Here is a 20,849-nt window from a genome sequence, read left to right as displayed (position 1 = left end):
GCCCACCTCAGTCATGCTTTTTCCGGGTCGAGTCACTATTCAGATTGGATTGGTTGGACGGATAACCCAGCGAATCTTTCTGATTATCTTCTCCCAGGCCCATGTCTTTCCTGCTTTCCGAACCGCTGCTGTCATTAGGGGTCGTTTGGGATTTACTCCCCGCCTCATCGGTACTTTTTTCCTTGTTGTTTATCGTATCGCAGCCAGTAAGCGCGGCCGTGGACAAAAGAACCATCATGGAAATTATCTTGAATGCCTTCATCATTATGCCAGTGATTTGATTTCGCGCTGTCTTTAGAAAAGATCATACCAGTCGCAAGCAAATGACTCCTGCACTCCGCCAGTTAAGCGTGAAGTTCAAGCATCCATCTGTTTTTTACGGCTTGGAGAATAAATCCCTGTTTCCGTCCACCAGCGCGGCGCCGGAGGCATTCGGATTGGGTGTCCCTCCACCCGCCAGATTCTGATGATAACCATTCCAGCCCGGGTGCGCCTGCATGTAATCCCAGGCAGGGAAGTTGTTCTGTCCGCTGGATGCCACTCTTTTCAGCAACTGAAAAGCAAACATGCCCTGAACGCCGGAGAAATTGTTATTGATTTTCTGAGCAGCAGCATCCCAATCGGCTCCATACACATTGTTGAACCAGTCGGGATGGACCGCGAGCTTTGCGCGCCGTGGAGGATATGCATTCACCGGGATTCCGCTGGCCGGAGGGGAGTGGCCAGCGGATGGAATTGAGTCTTTGGGCGGCGGCCGGGCATATCAGGCAATATCGCAGATGGTAACACCCTGTTTCAGGGATGCAAGATCATCGTTGCGACTCGGCATAAACTCCTGACCAACGAAGCCTGTATAACCCGTTTCGGCAATGGCCTTCATGATAGCCGGATAATTGAGTTCCTGCGTTTCGTCGATTTCCCGTCTGCCCGGAACGCCGCCGGTGTGATAGTGCGCAATGTATCGGTGGTATTTCCGGATGGTGGCTATGACGTCGCCATCCATGATTTGCATATGGTAAATATCATAAAGCAGTTTGAATTTCTCAGAACCCACCATTTCACATAGCGCGGCGCCCCATTCGGTACGGTCACACATGTAATCCTTGTGGTCCACTTTGCTATTGAGCAGCTCCATTACCAGCGTAACGTTATGTTTTTCAGCGAGCGGCATCAATTTGCGCAATGCCGCGGCGCAGTTGATCATGCCGTCCGCGTCGCTCATACCCCTGCGGTTACCGGAAAAGCAAATGACCTGCTTGTAGCCCGCAGCCTGTACTTTTGGAATGAGGTCGGTAAAGCCTTTAATGAGCTCGTCATGGTTTTTAGGGTCATTAAAGCCCCTGTCCAGGCTCCTGGTGAGCCCTTCTCCCCACGGAAGCGCGCAGGTGAGGCCGTGTTGTTTCAAAATGGGCCATTCTTCCTGTCCGCAAAGTTCTATGGAAGTCAGTCCTATTTTCTTCGCTTCCACCGCCAGCGTTTCCAGGGGAATTTTGCCGTAGCACCAGCGGCAAACCGAGTGATTGATTTTTCCGTTGAGTTTCGGGCCAAGCGCTTTTTGAGAAGCTGCCATGACGTTGGTCATCGACAGCGGCAGGCCCAAAGCTCCTGCAACGACACTTTTTAATGCGGTACGCCTGTTGGTTGTACTTTTCATTTTACTGGTTACTGTTATGGTTAATCGGGTCATTTAATTGTGTCCATCCTTTCGCTCATTCTATCGCTACCTTGAATGTATAGGTCCCAAGCGTGATCAGGTATAGCCCCATTGGCAAATGAGAAGTTTCGTAACTGGGCTCTGAAAAATCGGCTTTGTCGTCGACGATTACTCCGGCCATATTCCGGACGACCAACCGCCTTTTGGCAGGAGGCACATCAAAGTGCAATTTTCCTTTGACCGGATTGGGATAAACGATCAGCTTGATTCCGGATTCATTTTTAAGATTGATGCTTTTCGAAAACGTATAGCGCTGATCAGCATCCAGCTGTTTCAACCGGTAGTAAGCATTCAGCAGAGGCTGTCTGTCAACAAACTGGTAGTCGCTCCTGGCAGACGAAGTACCTTTGCCTGCTACGAAACCGATTTTTTCGAACATCACGCCATTTACGCTTCTTTCAATATCAAACCCTTCATTGTTAACTTCCTCGGCCGTGCTCCAAAGCAATACATTCCCCTCGGATGATGCCTTTCCCGAAAAACTGATCAGGCTAACCGGTAGTGCATTTTCATTGGCCAGCAAAATGGCCGTCGTCGACAGTGCGGGGACGGTGATGGTCAGCGAATTCGAGTTCACGGCCGCCGTGCCTTCCTGCAAAGCATTTTGGGTATGCGACACAAACGTTTCGGTCGCCGGCAAGGAAGCCAATTGCAGGGTTTTGTAATTTCCATTGGCGACGGTGAAGTTACTCAGGTTGATCGTCACCGTGTGGGAAGCATTCATATCGCGGTTTACAAGCATGACGGTCAAAGAATCGGTACTTTCGCTCACCGAGGAATAGGCCGAAACCGTATTTTCGAGGGAAGAAGTACTCGCTACGCTGTACTTTTTGGCATTGCGACTGAACAGGTGCAGCGTTTCCCACATGCCCACAGACCAGTTCCATGGTGTAAACAACTCAACGCCATGGTTGGCGAATGTACCCAAATGCGAAGCGTAAATAACCGATTCCAGACTCGGGTTGCTGCCCGACATGGTTCCCCATTCGCTCACACCGGGTGTTATACCGTGATTAGGACCGAAATGCTCGGTCAGCCAGCCGTCGATACGCTTGAAAATATATTGCTTTGTAATGGAGGTATCCCATCCGCCATTGATCGTCCTGATGCCGTTCGAACCCGGGTAATCGTAGGTTTCGTCATAATAGATCCGGTGGCCCTGCAATGCGGCGGCATCATCCCCATTATACCAGGGGTAGTTGTGAATATCCAGCACATCCACCAGCTTCATGCCGGTTGCCTTATACTCATCGCCGAGGCGTTTGATGAAGTATTCGAGCCAGGGATAGTACCTGCCGTCGACCACGATACTTTCATTGGACCATCTGTACCATTGCCATTCGGAGGTGGTTACCGGGCCGCAAATTTTCACATCGGGGTCGATCGCTTTCGCCTTTTTCGCCAGTTCAATGAAGCGGTCCATAAATGCGGAGGCCGATATCAACGTCGGCATGGCCCAGTCGTGCGTTCCGTTCCAGATATCTACCTCGTTGTCCATACTCCAATAACGGAACCGGCTTTTGTCGAGCCCCAACCCATTGGTCCCAAACCAGTGGTCCAGGATCGCCACCGAAGAGTCTGCCGGCCAGGGCTTGCTGAACAGGTCGATGTTCCCATCCACCAGCGCCTGGGTCCCGCCGGCCGGGTTTACTTGCCCTCCGCCAGCCAGGTTCTGGCCGACGCCTTGCCAGTACTGGGATTGGTTGTAAGCCCAGTCATTGAAGTTGTTACTGCCATTGGATGCCACCCGGCCCAATAACTGAAAGGCAAACATACCTTGCATGTTGGAAAAGTTGTTATTGACCTTTTGGGCCAATGCATCCCAGTCGGCGGGGTACACATTGTTGTACCAGTCGGGATGGACCGCCAGCTTTGCGCGCCAGTTATAGGCAGATGCATTGTTGCCTCCGTTCATGCGCGCGAAGCGCAGCCCCGCATCTTTGTAGAATTGATCCGATTTGTCGAGGAAATCATTTTTTCCGTATATGTTCGGGGAGATCAGGCGTTTGTCCTGCGTTGCATTTACTGAAATAGTTACATTCTGGGCAAAAGCCGTCGCCGAAATGCTGCACATCAAAGCCCCGGCCAGGCACTTTTTTGCCAGGCAAAGTAGTGGGTTTTCCATTTTAAAATTACTTGCGGATGTAGTTGTAAATAGCCATTTCTGATTTGACCGGATCCCGGAAGCCGAGCTGCATCCTGTCCTCTTTGAGACTGATCACATAAGCCTTAGTATAAACCTGGTCCCTGCCCATATTTAGCGGCACAACATTTACGAACGACATCGTCTTTGTCTTAACATCAAAAAAGTAGCTGCCCGAGAACGTCCCGTTTTTGCTTATCCCTTTCTGGCTCACCCTCACCACGGGCTCCGCTGTTTCGCTCTTTAAGCCCAGCGTCATGGTACCGTAATCCTGCGCCGCGCCCATCCAGCTTTCATAATTCGGATCGTACAGCCAGCAATCTCCTCCTGTCTTGCTGCATTGATTATCCCAGCCATAATCCACGCCCGAGAAGTACAACGGACCTTTGAATTTGGTTGAAACACCTTTCGCATCCAGATCAAGTACCCAGGTTTTTTCCTTACCAATTCCGCCGGTGAGCAGTTTGAACACGGGGTCTTTGTAATATTCCAGAATAGCGGGGTCGAAAATCCGGATGGAATATTCAGTTGTGTCGATTGCCGTGCCATAAGTGATTTTGTTCGCCAGCAAAGGATCGGCTCCCGTAAAACTGCCAGGGACTTTCACGATCACACTCGAATCGGTGTAGATAACTCCGGCCAAACTGGCGTCCACACCCTGAAATGCTATTTTCGTCGCTTTTTTGAGATTATATCCAACGATGTTGATCGTTTGACCCGGAACAATGGTATTGACGACCGTATCCTTCGGCGCGGCGGCGTAGTTTCTCACGTGCGAGATCATCGGCGCACCGGTGATGTTGATGGTAAAAGAAGCCGAGCCGCTGCTGTTTACCACGGTAACGATGTTGACCTTATCCCTGGCCACAGAATCGAACGGAATCGAGGGCACCTGCACGACAATGCTGCCGTCAGTCGCCAGCGTCTGGTTGATCGTCGCCGGAATGCTGCCGAAATAGACCTGCGAAACATCTCCCAGGTTTTGTCCAAGCACGACCACCCATTGCGCGGCCTGCAATGTTTGAACCACGGTATCAGCCGGAGATGCTGCATAATTGCGTATTTCAGTGATAACAGGCGGAGACAGCTCATCCTTTTCACAGGCAGACAGCAGCAGCGAGACCGTCGCCATGCAGTAGAACAGCGCCAAACATATTTTCTTATATAAAGTCTTTTTCATTTTCTCTGGTTTTTAAAACGAGTAAGGCACCGGAGTTTCCAGCAGTTTGGGATTAGCCGTTACTTCCGGCGAAGGGATCGGGAATTTGAATGTGGTCGTATTGGCCGGCGTAATGGCTGCCAGCGCGTCACCTTTTGTCACAACACCCTTGTCATCATAGGTAAACAGGATCCGCTCCTGTTCGTTGAGCTTTTTGATGGCCTTGGGTTCGTTGTAATAGGAAAGCCTGACCAGGTCTTCCCAAAAATGCCCTTCTGCCGCTAATTCGACTCTTCGTTCTCTGAACAAGGTTTCCGCGTCAAGGGATGTTACCGGGGCAAGTCCTGCTCTTGTGCGCACTTTGTTGAAATAAAGCAGCGCGTCGGCATTGGTCGTCGAGGTATTGTTGCCCATCACGGCTTCCGCATAGATTAGGTACACCTCCGCGAGCCTTAGCAATGCATTGTGCTCGGTAGACGACGTCAATGACATCGTCGGGGCGCTGTTATCTACCCTCGTACCGATGATGTGCTTCTTCAAACCGGTGTTGCCGTTAAATTTATAACCTCCTCCCGCCGCATTCAGCTCAGGATAGTAGTCGCCTTTGAGCATAAAAGTGGCCTTCCGTCTCAGTGAGTCGCCTCCCTGGTATTGCTTGTACAAATCGTAAGTGGGCGATATCGAAAACCAACCGGCCTGCCCCGCGGCTGAAATCTCAGCTCCTCCCGGTGAATAGATTTGGAGCATGTTTCCTTCCAGCCACCCGGCACCCGCAGCCCATTGCAAAGCAAATAAGGATTCCTGGTTATCGTTAAACTGCGTTTTGAAAAGGTCCGCATAGTTGGGCAGCAGCGATAGGCCGCTTAGCTTGCAGACATTGCCCGCATGCAATTTGGCACTATCCAGCAGCGCCTGGTTGCGCGGGCCGTTACCCTTTGCATCCAGCCCCGCCCAGGTCAGGTACACTTTGGCCAACATGCCTTGTGCCGACCAGGTCGATACCCTTCCGGCATCTTTCACCGGGAGATGTTTCGCAGCAAAGAGCAGGTCGTTCGCCGCAAACCGGTAAACATCCTCAACATTATTGCGGTACACCAATGGAGAATTGATCAGCTTGGTATTGTCTTCTATAATGGGGACGTCCCTCCATTGCAGGGCCAGGTTATAGTAGGCATATGCGCGTAAAAACTTCGCTTCGGCAATAGCCGCGTTCCGGTCTTTTTCGGGAATGGAAGCAGGCGCTTTTTCCTGGATGGCTTTGATGGTAACATTGCAATGCGCGATGATCTTGTACATCGATTTCCAGCTCGCGATCATGATTTCGTTGCTTCCACTGACAGAAAAAGTGTGCAGCTGCACCGCATCCCCCCAATAATTGACGGCCATGTTACCGCTCAAAACTTCGCCGATCGGCAGGTAGCAGGTATAGTTCCACTCCGCCCACGGCTTGCCGCCATACAAGGCGGCCGTCGCCAGCCGGAGGTCACTGGTAGTCTGATAAAAGTTATCGGCACTGATCTGCGACAAAGGCGGGCGGTCCAGAAAGCTATCGCTGCATCCGGCCATGCACGCGCTGGCGAAAAGCAACGCTGCCGCCAGTTTATTCTTTATTTTCATTGCTTAATATTTTAAGATTCAAATCATTAAGAAGAATAGGCGCAGGAGACGCTATTTGGTCAGCTGCAAACTTGCGCCTACGGTGAACACACGCGGCTGCGGATAGAAACCGCTGTCATATCCTGCATTCAATGGGTTCCAGGAACCAATCTCAGGGTCCATTCCCTTGTATTTGGTGATCAGGAACGCGTTCGACACATTGACATACACCCGCAGTGAGTGAATATGCGCCTTTTCCAACAGGTTTTCAGGAAGCGTGTAGCCCAGCGAAATGGTCTTAAACCGGATAAACGACCCGTCCTCGACGTATTTATCGGAAGCCCTGTTGTTGCCGTTCGTATTGTCATTTCGGATGCCGGGAATGTCCGTATCCGGGTTAGTCACGTAAACATTGTTGATGTCGGTCGCAGGTTTGGTGGGATCGATCAACGCGAGTTTGGCGTAATTGTCCAGCGCTTTGAGGTAGCCGAAACTGGTTCCGGGATATTCGCCGGTCATGCGCATTTGGTTAAACACCTTGTTGCCGTAGTTACCGGTCAGGAAGATGTTCAGGTCAAACTTTTTATAGGAGAACGAGTTGTTAAGTCCGAATTGCAGTTTCGGGATCGGCGACCCGAGGTAGGTTTGGTCCCGCTCGTCGATCACCCCATCGCCATTAATGTCCTTGAATTTAAGGTCGCCATACCAGATACTACCTCCGGCCGAGCCGACGGGCAGGGGAGCTCCATTCTTGGTAGGCAATGCGTGCGTCTCGAAATCCTCCTTTTTAGCAAAAACGCCGTCTATCTTGTACCCGTAGAACTCACCGATCGAGTTGCCGACGATGGTCTGGCTATACGGCCATCCCACGAGCGACGCACCATCGGTATTCAGTTTCAGCACTTTATTAACATTACGCGATACGGTCAGGTCGGTCTTCCAGGTAAGTGCCTTTCCCTGAATGTTGGTAGAACTGATTTTGAAATCGAATCCCTTGTTGCTGATCGTACCGACGTTCACGTACGGCGCATCGAGCGCTCCGGGCGACCAGCCCACAGCGGTTCCCGAATAGAAGGGCAATGGAATTTGCATTAACAAACCGTCGGTTTTCCGGTTGTATAAATCGACGGAGAAGTTGAGCCGCCAGGATAGCAATGCAGCGTCGAGACCGACGTTGGCATATTTGGTTTTTTCCCATTCCACATATGGGTTTCCGATGTTCTCGGTGAGCTGCGATATTCCCGACAAACCGGTGGCCACTGTCGCTAACGTGGATGTATATGCGAAGTCCCTTACGTTCTGGTTGTTGGTCAAACCATAACCTACCCGAAGCTTCAACTCATTGATGTCTTTGAGATTTTTCAGAAAACCCTCATTCTGTATTTTCCAGGCCAATGCGCCCGAATAGGTGGTTACCCAGCGGTTTCCGGCAGCAAATCGGGAAGAGCCATCGGCACGGACGTTACCGGTAATCAGGTATTTATCAAACAACCCGATATTCAACCGGCCGAAGTATGATTCCTGCGCATTCTGCGTTTTCGAACCGGAATTGGTTGCCGAAGTAGGGTCACCGCTGTTGATTACCTGCACATTGTTGGACGGAAAGTTATTACGGCCCGCGCCCACGTTTTCGCCTTTGCTCAACTGCGCCTCGTGGCCGACCATTACATTGGTATTATACCGGTCGTCGAACGTATGCGCGTAAGTGAGGTAGTTTCTGATGGTTGTATAAACACTCTGGCTGTAATTGTAGGAAGCGCTGTTGCTGTTGTTCTTCACCAGCCCCATGGTGTAGCTTGGGTTGAATTTGTCCTCGGTCGCCATCGAGAAGCTTCCCGTAACCTCGTTGCGCAGCGTAAGCGATTTACTGAAAGCGATCTCCGCGTAGGCATTTCCAAACAGCTGGTTCCGGTTTACCTGATCTTTGTTGATACTCGCCACAGCATAAGGATTCACGGTGCTGTTCACCCAACCGTTAGGGTTATACGCACCGCCCCAGCTGCCGTCGGCATTGGTGACGGGAATGTCGGGCGTTTGGCTGAGTGCTGAGTTGATGACGTTCGAACTGGTCGAATTGACGTTCTCCTTGATATTGGCCAGTTGCAGGCTCGTACCGATTTTCAGCCAGTTCGTTGTCTTGTTGTCCAAGTTCAACCTAACGGATATTCTTCTGAAATCGGACCCCAGGGCGATACCATCCTGCTTGAAATACGAGCCCGAGAGCAGGTATTGTGTTTTGACATCGCCTCCGTTGACGGTAATGGTATGGTTGGTCATCGGCGCGTTCCGGAACAGCTCCTTTTGCCAGTCGGTACCTTTACCCAGGTATTGCGGATTGGCAAATTCGGGCCGGGTATCAAATCCCCAGCCCAAACCGGAATTGCGTTCGTTGATGAAGGTGGCGTACTCCCGCAAATTCATCGTAGGAATGCGCCGCGGCAATTGTTGAAAGCCTGTATAAACATCGTAGGAAATGCGCGGAGGCGCTACTACCCCCCGTTTTGTCGTGATGATCACCACCCCATTCGTCGCTTGTGAACCATAGATTGCCGTAGCCGACGCGTCTTTCAGCACGTCCACCGACTCGATTTCCGAAGGGTTGATCGCCGCCAGCGGGTTGGTACCTGCGCCCATGGAAGCGGTAGAACCTATAATTACGCCGTCAATCACATACAACGGGCCTCCGGATCCGAACGACGATATTCCCCTGATCTGCACCGAAACGCCTCCGCCGGGCTGGCCGGATGTTTGCTGTACGACCATACCTGCCACTTTTCCCTGCAATGCCTGGTCAAAGGTTACGGGGTTCGTTTTACGGATTTCGGCGCCGGTAACAGAGGATATAGAACCGGTAACGTCTTTTCGTTTGGATTCACCATAGCCGATCACCACAACTTCCGAAAGTGTGGCAATATCGGGCTGGATGGTAATGTCGAAATGGGTCTTGTTTCCCACGGGAATTTGCTCGGACAGGTACCCTATGAAAGAAATTTTGAGAACGTCCTCCGGCATTGCCTGGATGGCAAACTTCCCGTCGGTATCCGTCGATACGCCCATCGTTGTCCCTTTCAGCAGCACGGTTACACCCGGCATCGGGCTGCCGGATTCACTTTTTATAATTCCCGACACCTGCCTTCGCTGCGCCTGGGCTACTACACACGAGAACAAAATAAGCGCAGTAACACATAAGCATCTGTAAATTTTCCCCATCATTCGATTAGCCTTAAGGAGTTACACCATATGATTTACAAATAGACACCTACCGGCACAGTCCGAAGCGCCCGGGCACGCTACGCACAACTGTAACAATAGGATGAATTATTTGCATCAAAGGTAGAATACCGCGTAAGTACTAAAGGGTATCGATTAGTCCGAATAAAGGGTACAAAAAGTCCAGAATGCTATTAAAAGACCAAAAAACAGGGAAATAATTCAAATTACCGGACTAATTGCTGCCTGGCTCCCGTTTGCCGCCTGAATACTCGGAAGGCAATACATGATACACCTCCTTAAAATAACGGGCAAAATATTTGGGATTGTTGAACCCGACCTGGTAGGCGATTTCGGAAATGGAAAGCTGGCTTTTTTCCAGCAGCTGGGCAGCGTGTTGCAACCTGATCTCCCGGATTACTTCAAGCGGGGATTTGCCGGTAACCGTTTGCACTCTTTTAAACAATTGCGAACGGCTCACGCCCAGCTCACGCGCAAGGTCGACCACCGTAAACTCCGGATTGGAAATATGGCGCTCGATTGCCTGGATCATTTCGTGAAGAAATTGCTGGTCCAGCGGCGTTACCTTGATTTCGCTTGCCTTAATACCATTGCGGGTTACAAAAAGGCTGCGGAGTTTTTCCCGCGACGAAATCAGGTTCCGGATTCTTGATTCCAGCACCTGAAAATTGAATGGCTTGGCGATATAGTCATCCGCACCAGCCTGGAATCCTTCGAGGAATTGCTCGTCGTCCGACCGGGCGGTGAGCAAAATTACCGGGGTCTGCGAGGCCTGTTCGTCGGCTTTGACCATTCTGCAAAGGTCCAGTCCATTCAGGTCGGGCATCATAATATCCGAAACAATCAGGGCTGGACGGTGTTCCAGTACTTTATCCCAACCCTCCCGGCCGGTCGAAGCCTCGATGACGGAATAAAATTGCTTTAAATTGTCTTTGAGATAAAAACGAAAATCTTCGTTGTCTTCCACGATCAGGATGCGCGGCTTTCCTTCCGCATCCTGTGTTTCCGGGTCTTTTTCGGCGCGCACTGCGGCCTGGCCCGATGTGTCGGTCAACCCGGCTGCGATTACTTCGGTATGCCTCTTCAAAGGCAGTTTCACCACAAAGCAACTCCCCTCTCCCACTTCGCTCTCCACCCCCACAGACCCACCGTGGATGCGGACGAATTCCCTGGTAATGGCCAGCCCGATACCGCTTCCCTGATTGATGATCGAATTGGGCAGGTCGCTCTGAAAGTACCGCTCAAAAATCAGGTCATGTTTTTCGGGCGGTATTCCGATGCCGGTGTCTTTCACTTTGATCTCCACGAAATAGTCACCATCCGCATCCCGGACATCGACGGCCACCGATACCTGGCCGGGGCCCAAAGTAAATTTAATGGCATTCGACAGCAGGTTGAACAGGATCTTTTCGAGCTTGTCATGATCGAACGACGTTTCCAGTCCGGAGACATTGGAAGAAAACAGGAGCCGGATATCCTTTTTCTCCGAGAGATCGGAGAACGAATAGACGGTGTTCTTGACGAACCTGATTATATCTCCCTCCGTAGGATGAAACCGTATTTCATTCACTTCCAGCTTTCTGAAATCCAGCAGCTGGTTGACCATGTTCAGCAGTCGCCGTGCATTTCGCTGGATGAGGTCCAGCTGTTTGCGGTCCTGACTGTCCACAGCCCTTTCGGTGAGCTTTTCGGCAGGCGCAAGTATCAGCGAAAGCGGGGTACGCAGCTCGTGACTGACATTGGTAAAGAACTTTGTCTTCAACATATCGAGCTCCTGCGAGCGCCTTGCCTCCTCGCGCGTCTGCACGATCGCAAATTTCATGCGTTCCCTTTCCTGTATGAGCTTCAATGCCGCGAGCAGCAATAAAGCTATCGCTATCACATACAAGACATAGGCAACCGGCGACCGCCAGAATGGGGGCAGCACTTTGATATTGAGCGATATTCCCTGCTGATTCCACAGTCCATCGTTGTTGGATGCGATTACACGAAAAACGTAGTCGCCGGCATCGAGGTTAGTGAAGGTAACTTTCCTGTTGCTGGCGTCCGTAACGAGCCAATTATCATTAAAGCCTTCCATTTTATACTTGTATTGGCTCCCACCCGGCTGAATGAAATTTAGCGCAGCAAATTCTATGGAGAAAACATTGTCGCTTGCCTGTAATACAACAGAAGGATTTGTCGTGACCGACGAAGACAGCACGGGCTTTCCCCCAGGCCGTGCCCCGGGGCGCACACTACGGTTGAATAGCTGAAAATCGGTAAATGCCAGCCGCGGAACCATTTTATTTTCTCCCAAATCGCCCGGTCTGAAAATATTGAACCCGTTGGCTCCACCGAAAATCAGCTCTCCGGCGCGCGTCCTGAGTGCAGCGTCTTCGGTAAATTGCCTTCCTTGCAGCCCATCCATTTCCGAATAGTTCCGGAAGCTTACCTGCAAACGCCCCTTGCCCGGAGAAATCGTCGCGCATGACAGGCCATTGGGCGTGCCCAGCCAGAGCCGGCCATCTTCGTCCTCGGCCATCGACAGGATCGCATTATGCGGGAGCCCATGCTTTTCGCCGTAGTTCACGAACGTATCAGCCCCCGGCACCCACATACTGAGCCCTCCCCGGGAGCCGATCCAAATCCGCCCTTGGGCATCTTCCAGGATGCCGAAGATGTCGTTACTGGCAATGGAAGCCGGATCCCCCTTTTTTGTTTCAAAATGCACCAATGCACCCGACGTCTTTTTCAATACATCGATCCCCGTCGAAGTCCCGAACCACATATTTCCTTTGGAATCCTCGAAAATGGTGGGAACGTAGGTGGAATAAAGCGCACGTTGGTCGGGATGCCGGTAGCGGGTGAAGTTTTTGCTTTCCTGGTCATACAGGCACAGTCCGCCGTCGAGGGTGCCGATCCAAAGTCGCCGCTGTGAGTCTTCGAATATCTCCCATACGCTCCTACCCGGAAGGCTTTGGGGCTTGGCAGGATCATGCTGATACCGGATAAATTGGCGCCCGTCGAAGCTGTTTAACCCGCCCAGAAAAGTGCCTATCCACAATTGGTTTTTATGATCCAGGCACAAACTGACGACCACATCGCTGCTCAATGAACGCGGATTGCCCGGATCATGGCGGTAAGTGGTGAATTTCCCCGTGTTTCTTTCGAAATAGATCAACCCTCCTCCATTGGCTCCCAGCCAGAGATTCCCTTTGCGGTCCTCGACAAACGCATTGATATCTTCAAAAGGCAGGCCGTAAGGCTTCGTTCGCCGGTTAACCAGCGGAAACACGCGGATATTCTCATGAAAGTAATCGAGTCCGGCCTTGTAGGTCCCTACCCAGATCAGCCCGTCGGGATCTTTGAGCATAGCGGTGATCGCATTATGGCTTAGCCCATTCGCATTCTCCGAGGCATACCGCATATTGGTTACCGATCGTGTCCTCTTGTCCAGCACGTCGATGCCGTTTTGGCCATTGGCGATCCAGATATTGCCCCTGTCGTCCTCTACCACACCGGTAATCAAATCAGAACTGAGACGGGGACTTCCGAAGGTCTTGCCCAGATAGTTTACCTTTCCCAGCCGCTTGTCGAGATATGCTATACCCAAATCGAAGTTAGTGGGAAACGCCCAAACGTCGCCGTCCCGGTCCGCGGTCAGGAGGCATTGCAGCTTGTCATTTTTGCCCCGCCTGCGATCGAAAAAGAAATTATGCCTTTGAATAACCCGAGCAGCCTGCTTTTCGAGGACTATATTTTCGACCATTCCATTCGAATGTGCCAGCCAGTAGGTGCCATCGCTTCCCTGCGCCATGGACGTGACATCGTTGCTGGCAATGGAAGTAGTGTCACTGCCCGAATGCTTGACAGAAAAAGCCTTTTTACTTTTTTCGTTATAGCAAATAAGTCCGTCGTCCTCGATGAGAAACCAGTAATTACCCCTGCTATCGGGCACGACCACTCTCAGCTTAGCCGGTTTATGGATCGAATAAGGCTGAAATCCTTGCAGGGGCCGCGAAAAAGTCTCCTTTGCCGGGTCGTAGACGCAGGGCCCGAGGCTGGTGATGACACCCATTTTGCCTGACGGCATTTCAAATAATGCAGCGATGTCGTCGTCAAACAGGGATGCAGGATCCGACGCATCATTCCGAAAAACCTTGATCGCGTACCCGTCAAACCGGTTGAGGCCTGATTCCGTGCCAATCCACAGGAAACCGCTTTTGTCACGGTAAATAGCCTTGACATGAGCGTGGGAAAGGCCCTGACGGGCATCGACATGAACAAACCGGCGCTGCTGCCCGAATAATTGAAATGAGGCATGAATAAGGAGAAGCGCCATCACCAACACGCTGATCTTCCACGGACGTTGTCTTTTCACCACCAAAATTCAGATTAAGGTTTGTCATTCAAATCCCTAAGGCGGTTCCGCGTATTTCAGCTTGTTCAATACCTGGATAAACGAAATTGGCCAAAGTGAATCCTTCGGCCAAAGTTAACTACCACATCTAAAAGAACCCAATGCAATGATCGGGTTCCCAGGTTATCTTGTGCGCAGAGCGCGTGTATTGATGTTATTTAAAAAGCAGTTGGGCGAATCCAAACAGGTCGTGCCTCCATACCGGCCACGTGTGCCCGCCGGGATATTCGCTGTATTGGTATTTAATGCCGAGCTCGTCATATTTGGCAAGCATAATCTTGCAGTTCTTGAAGGCAATGTCCTCAGGGCCGCCCATCGAGATCCAGAAGTTTTTCAGGTTGCTGTTGATGGAGGCCGCATTGTTTTTGGCAAATTCGTAATGCGGGCCCGACAATGCATTATTATTCCCGAACCAACCCGAGCTGAACACGCCAAGCGACGAAAACATGTCCGAGTTCTTCACGCCTGCATACAGTGTCTGGATCCCTCCCATCGAAAGGCCGGCCAGGGCCCGGTTTGCCGCATTGGCTTCCACCCGGTAGGTACTTTCCACAAAAGGTATCGCGCCCGATTTCAATTCATTTTCGAATGCTTTCAGAAAACCGTCACCGGCTGTGCCAAGGCTACCCGGACCGAGCGGGATCCCTGAATTTCCGTCCATCATCACGATCAGCATCGGTTTGGCTTTACCCTCCGCGATCAGGTTGTCCAGAATCAGGTTCGTTTTGCCCTGGGTAGCCCAACCCCGCTGGTCTTCACCGCCGCCATGCAACAGATACAGCACGGGATACTTTTGGGTCGAAGCGTCATAGCCCGGAGGCGTGTATACGTACATTTCCCGCCAGGAATTGCTGGCCTTCGACAGGTAGCGCTGGATCTGTACGTTGCCGTGAGGCACCTCCTTCAAGGCATAGTAACCGCCCTTCCGGAAAGGGATTTCGATGCCGCTGGCCATTCTGCCCATTCCGTAAAAGGTCTCGCTGGCGGGGTCGGCCAGTGCCACGCCGTCAATGAGCAGCGAATAGTAATGGAACCCCTCTCCGATTGAATCCGTAGTTACCGACCAAACGCCGGCGGTATCTTTCAGCATATCGTATTTTTTGCCCAAATCCACCTGCACTTTCTGGGCATTGGGTGCTTTCGTGCGGAATACCACCCGGTTGTCGGGCAGGATCTGGGGATATTTCGCAGACCGGACGTTTGTCGATGCCGGCGTGCCGAGGATAGTGTACTTCGAGAGCGATTGAACATCGACGGGTTTAAACAAAAACTGCGAAAACATGTACAAGCCGTTTTTCCAAACCTTGAAATCGTGAACACCAGGCTCGACGTAATATACATGGGGAACGTCGTGCTCGAAGAGGTAATCGTGCGTGCGCTTGCTGAAAGTGATCAGGCGGTCGTCATCGCCGCACGAAAGCCAGAGCAATTTCAGTTTGCTTATGGCATTCTGAGGATCAGGTATCAGTTCTTCCGGTTTTTTGGTGTTAGGCGCGGACGAAAACCCTCCCACCCAGGCGAATTTGTCCAGATTCCCCAAGCCGAAATTGAGCGACTGCCCGCCGCCCATCGACAGGCCGGCAATCGCACGGTTTTCCCTGTCGGAAAGCACCGGGTACTTCTTCTCGATGAACGGGATGAGGTCGGTGAGCAAATCCTGCTCGAATGTTGAGAAAGCGGCGACCTTGTCCGGTGCCATAATGTTTCCGGTCGCCCGGTCGTCTTTCATGGCCCGACCGTTAGGCATGACCACGATCATCGGCTCGATCTTCTTTTCTGCATACAGGTTGTCCAGGATCACCTGCGGGTTACCGCCTTTCAGCCATTCCTTTTCGTCACCGCCAATGCCATGCAGCAGGTATAGCACAGGATATTTTTTCTTCTTCGAAAACCCGGGCGGCGTGTAAACGAGCGCTTTCCGGCTATTGCCTACCGTCCTGGATTGGTATTGAAGCGTATCTATTTTTCCTGCCGTCACACCCTCCCGCACCGAATCGTACCCCGTGGGCATTTCCATCGGTTTGTTTTGTGCGAGAGAGGCGGTAGCCAGCATAAGCAACCCCGCGAGTAGCGGTAAAGGTTTTAGCATAGTCATAAATGTTGTAACCGTTTTTTATTTATATTGAATACCAACTATTTAAGTACTCCAAAAATGGAGTCACTGAAAGTTTTCGTGTATTATTTGTCAAATTGACAATATATTTCCCACACATACTACTTCTATATCGGCATTGCCAACTCATCATTTTTCCAACATTATATTTCATTTATTGACGAGCAAATGTAGATAACCCTGGGCGTTTGTCATGAGCATATTTGTTAAAAGTAATGCCACAAATGTTCAACGGGGGCCAATGCGATGAAAAATAAACAACAAAACCGGACCATATTATGTCAGCGTCCTTGAAATTTTTAATGATCATTTTAACCGGCTTTCTGTTTGCGCTGTCCCTGCGTTGCATGGCCGGCGGAAGCGATTTGCAACTGAACTTTACCGCGATCACATCCCTGGACGGGCTCTCGTCCAACACCGTTCATACGATTTTGAAGGATCATTATGGCTTGCTGTGGTTTGGTACCGACGACGGCCTGAATAAATACGACGGAACGGATTTCACCATTTACAGGCACGACAGGTCAAACCCGTCGAGCCTGGCCTCCAACGATATCTCATCGCTCCACGAAGACAAAGCGGGCCGGATGTGGGTTGGCACGATTCAGGGTTCCCTGCATTTGTACGACCGGAAGAAGGATGCTTTTGTACGGGTGATCGGCAGCGAAAGCGTCACGGCGATTACGAGCGATCACACAGGCCAGTTATGGGTGGCTACCACCACTGGACTCATCCTGGTCGACCCGGCAACATTCAAGGCGACACGGCTGAGCCAGCGCCCCGGCGTTCCCGATCAGCTCCGAAACGGATTGGTACAGAGCTTCTTCGAAGATCAGCAAGGGCATATGTGGGTGGGGACCGAGACCGGCCTGTTTCGGTACGACTTCAAAACCAGCCGCTTCGCACGGGTCGACTATGGCGAGAACGCTGTCGCCGCCAATGCCAATCAGGTAAAGACAATCAATGGAGACCAAATGGGCTACATCTGGGCAGGCACATTTAACGGTTTATACCAATTTTCGCCTGACGGAACCTTGCTCCGGAGCTTTAAATACCAGGCCAATGACGAGCATTCGATCAGCAGCGACATGATCTACGCGGTGGCACCGGAAAACCGCCAGACGCTCTGGATATGCACGGATAGCGGCCTGAACCTGATGGACACCCAAACCGGCAAAGTAACCCGCTATGCGCCGGACGCCCGGGCATCTTTCAGCCTGACAAACAAGTCGATACGGAGCATTCTCATCGACAAACAGGGCATTTTCTGGCTCGGTACTTACAAGGGAGGCGTCAACAAGTTTGATAAAAACCTGACCACCTTCGCCCTGAAACGCTCAAACCCTTATGATCCGCATGGGCTGAGCACCTCATTTGTAACCTCTTTTGCTGAGAAAACAAACGGCGATCTTTTCGTGGGAACCGACGGCGGCGGCTTGAACCTTTACCACCGGAAGACAAACCTGTTTACCAAAATTCCGGTCTTGCCCAAAAATAAGCCTGGATGCTCGGGTTTGGCGATTATGTCGCTGGAACTGTCCGGTGACAAGCTGTGGATCGGCAGCTTCCAGGACGGGCTTTTCGCATTTGACATCCACACGGGACAATACCGGCAATACACGCAAGGCCCGAGTCCCTCATCGCTGAACAACGACGACATTTTCTCGTTGATGACCGACAAGCAGGGCAAACTTTGGGTAGGGACCAATGGCGGCGGCATCAATGTATTCGACCCTGAAACGCAGCAATTTGAACGCTATTTCGATGCCGGCATCCCAATCGCGAAAAGAATGATTCCGCTGAATGGCTACATCCGGGATATTCTGCAAGACAAAAACGGCCAGATCTGGATCGCGTCGCACGGGACCGGCTTGGCCATATTTGATCCGGTTCAGAAAAAGTCCGTCCAGTACGACAAGCTGAACAGCACGCTGCCGGGAAACAATGTTCTTTCCCTTCTTCAGGATAGCAAGGGGGCCGTCTGGGTCGGGACCGGTGGCGAAGGCTTGGCCCGGTTCGACGCCGCAACACGCAGCTTCACGGTTTACGATCAAAAAGCGGGACTTGCCAGCGGGGTGATCAATAAAATCCTCGAAGACACCCAGGGTCGTATCTGGGTGAGTACCGACCGGGGAGTCAGCTATCTCGACCAAACCACCAAAAAGTTTACCAACTACTCGCCGCACAATGGCTTGCAGAACAACACTTTTATCCTCGGCGCCGGCATCAGAACACAGGATAACCTGCTGTTTTTCGGCGGCATTCAGGGCTTCAATTACCTGGATACACGCACGCTCAGACAGAACAGTAACCCGATGCCCGTCATTTTGAAAGAACTCAGAGTGGGCAACAAATCCATCACGCCCGCCGATTCCACGACGCTCAGCGAGCATATTTCAGTCGCGAAATCCATACATTTGGCTTATAAGCAAAACTTCACGCTATCCTACGCGGCGCTCAATTATTCCGATCCTTCGCAGACCGTGTACCGCTACCGGCTGGATGGTTTCGACAGCGAATGGCAAGATGCAGGCACGTCTCAAACCGCCGGCTATACAAACCTGTCACCAGGCACCTACCGGTTTGAAGTACAAGCCAAAAATCACAACGGGAGCTGGAACAGCCGGGGGGCCGCCGTTGAAATCGTGGTGGAGCCCCCCTTCTACATGACCATTTATGCTTACGTTTTCTACGTGCTGAGTTTTATCGGGTTGATGTATCTGATCAGACGCAGGGGCATTCAAAAGCTTGAAAACAAATTCAGGCAGGAACAGTTTGAGAGGGAAATCGAGCGGAAGAGGGAACTCGATGAAATGAAAATCAAGTTTCTGACCAATCTCAGCCACGAGTTCAGAACCCCTATTTCCCTGATACTGGCGCCGCTGGACCAGCTCCTCAACCGGGCGGCGCTGGCCGAGAACACACCGCATTTGCAGGGTATCAAGCGCAATGCCCGACGGCTGCTGAACCTGGTCGACCAATTGCTTGATTTCAAGAATCTTCAGGAACACGAATCGAAACTCGAAGCTACGCAGGGCGAGATCGTCTCCTTTATTCAGGAAACTTCGGAATCATTCCGGTACTTATCCCAAACAAAGGGCATCGACTATGTCTTCGAAAGCCAGGTGAGCAGCCTGCATATGGATTTCGACGCTAACAAAATCGAACGCATTATCTTGAATCTGCTATCCAATGCATTTAAATATACCCGGAGGGGCGGAAAAGTAACGCTATCCCTCTCGCAGGCAGAAGACTCGGGACAATGGCTGTACATTAAAGTGTCGGATACCGGTGTGGGTATCCCCGCTGAGAAGCACGGAAAGATCTTTGATCGCTTTTTTCAGCATGATTCCGCGGTCTCGATTCTTAATCAGGGAAGCGGGATTGGCCTTTCGATCGTCAGGGAATTTGTCCAAATGCACCATGGGTCCATTCACGTGGATAGCACTCCCGGAAAAGGAAGCACCTTTACGGTAATGCTGCCTTGCGGTATTTCTGCGGCCGATGTGGGAACGCCACCCGCAATTACCGTAATTTCTGATGATTACCGACCGCAGGACGCCCCGGCTTCCAAAACACCAGCTATGGCTCTGCACCCCGCTGACGCACCTGCCGAAATTCTGATCATAGAAGATAACGACGAATTCCGGCATTATCTCAAAAGCAGTCTGGAATGCCATTACAGGGTCATCGAAGCCTCGACCGGATCGGAAGGATGGCAGAAGGCCCTCGCCCAGCATCCGCAGATCATCATCAGCGACATTGCCATGCCCGAAATGGATGGTAACGAACTGGCCCGGAAGATCAAATCTGATAAGCGCACGGCACATATTCCGATCATCCTGTTAACGGCTTCAACCGGCGAGGAACACGAACTGAACGGGTTGAACTCCGGTGCGAACGACTACCTGACCAAGCCTTTCAACTTCGATATTTTAAATGCCAAGATCAACAATCTGCTGCTGCTCAACCGGCTCCTCAAAAATGCCTATACCCGGCAAATTGACGTTACGCGGCCTGAACCTCAAATCATGTCGGGCAATGAAAAACTGATCAAGAACATTCTGGCCTACATCGATGAGCATATTAACAACAGCTCCCAGCTGAGCGTCGAAAAACTGAGCAAACAACTGGGAATGAGCCGCGGGACATTGTATAGCAAGCTACTGGAAATCACCGGGCAAACGCCCATCGAATTTATCAAGGCGATTAAGCTGGAAAAGGCCGCGTTGCTGCTCGAAAAAAGCGACCTGAACATTGCGCAGATTTCCTATGCCACCGGGTTTGCCGCACCCAACTATTTCACCAAATCTTTCAAGGCAAAATTCGGCGTACTCCCTTCCGAATACATACAGGCCCGCCGAAATTTTTTGTCTTTCCAAGGGTAAAAATGTTAGAATGAAGGGGACAAATGTTCAATTCAGAGGCTAGGACGCCGTAGCGGTTAAGTGTGACGTTGACATTTCCTCAAATTTACCCAACCTTTGATTG

The 20,849-nt window shown here is 51.4% G+C and carries 10 protein-coding genes; 1 reads left to right on the top strand and 9 read right to left on the bottom strand.

Annotated elements, in window-relative coordinates:
• Positions 1 to 7: 7 nt before the first annotated feature.
• From J2Y43_RS09765 to J2Y43_RS09725, 9 genes are all read right to left on the bottom strand, one after another.
• Positions 8 to 265 (bottom strand): hypothetical protein, encoded by a 258-nt coding sequence (locus tag J2Y43_RS09765; RefSeq protein ID WP_223400988.1) that lies wholly within the window; start codon positions 263 to 265, stop codon positions 8 to 10.
• Positions 266 to 376: 111 nt separating this feature from the next.
• The gene (locus J2Y43_RS09760; RefSeq protein ID WP_309982002.1) at positions 377 to 694 is read right to left on the bottom strand and encodes a hypothetical protein; all 318 of its coding nucleotides are present in this window, start codon (positions 692 to 694) and stop codon (positions 377 to 379) included.
• Between the two features lie 69 nt (positions 695 to 763).
• Positions 764 to 1,654: a TIM barrel protein gene (locus tag J2Y43_RS09755; protein WP_309982001.1), complete on the bottom strand. Its 891-nt coding sequence runs from the start codon at positions 1,652 to 1,654 to the stop codon at positions 764 to 766.
• Positions 1,655 to 1,709: 55 nt separating this feature from the next.
• Positions 1,710 to 3,839 (bottom strand): glycoside hydrolase family 44 protein, encoded by a 2,130-nt coding sequence (locus J2Y43_RS09750; protein ID WP_309982000.1) that lies wholly within the window; start codon positions 3,837 to 3,839, stop codon positions 1,710 to 1,712.
• Positions 3,840 to 3,846: 7 nt separating this feature from the next.
• Entirely contained in the window at positions 3,847 to 5,037 is a 1,191-nt protein-coding gene (locus tag J2Y43_RS09745; RefSeq protein ID WP_309981999.1) for a hypothetical protein, read from the bottom strand.
• Between the two features lie 12 nt (positions 5,038 to 5,049).
• Positions 5,050 to 6,633 carry a RagB/SusD family nutrient uptake outer membrane protein gene (locus J2Y43_RS09740; RefSeq protein ID WP_309981998.1) on the bottom strand — a complete coding sequence of 528 codons (1,584 nt, stop codon included), beginning with the start codon at positions 6,631 to 6,633 and terminating at the stop codon, positions 5,050 to 5,052.
• Between the two features lie 51 nt (positions 6,634 to 6,684).
• On the bottom strand, positions 6,685 to 9,825 hold the full coding sequence (locus J2Y43_RS09735; protein WP_310226472.1) for a TonB-dependent receptor: 3,141 nt from the start codon (positions 9,823 to 9,825) through the stop codon (positions 6,685 to 6,687).
• 232 nt (positions 9,826 to 10,057) lie between these two features.
• Positions 10,058 to 14,206 carry a two-component regulator propeller domain-containing protein gene (locus J2Y43_RS09730; RefSeq protein ID WP_309981997.1) on the bottom strand — a complete coding sequence of 1,383 codons (4,149 nt, stop codon included), beginning with the start codon at positions 14,204 to 14,206 and terminating at the stop codon, positions 10,058 to 10,060.
• Between the two features lie 193 nt (positions 14,207 to 14,399).
• Positions 14,400 to 16,298 (bottom strand): alpha/beta hydrolase-fold protein, encoded by a 1,899-nt coding sequence (locus J2Y43_RS09725; RefSeq protein WP_409014430.1) that lies wholly within the window; start codon positions 16,296 to 16,298, stop codon positions 14,400 to 14,402.
• Between the two features lie 362 nt (positions 16,299 to 16,660).
• Between J2Y43_RS09725 and J2Y43_RS09720 the strand changes: the two genes are divergently transcribed.
• The gene (locus J2Y43_RS09720; RefSeq protein ID WP_310226469.1) at positions 16,661 to 20,746 is read left to right on the top strand and encodes a two-component regulator propeller domain-containing protein; all 4,086 of its coding nucleotides are present in this window, start codon (positions 16,661 to 16,663) and stop codon (positions 20,744 to 20,746) included.
• Positions 20,747 to 20,849 lie beyond the last annotated feature (103 nt).

Source organism: Dyadobacter sp. BE31, from assembly GCF_031457695.1.
Lineage (GTDB): Bacteria > Bacteroidota > Bacteroidia > Cytophagales > Spirosomataceae > Dyadobacter.
The sequence above is the reverse complement of the archived record's forward strand: the minus strand, read 5'-3'. Positions and strand labels throughout refer to the sequence as shown.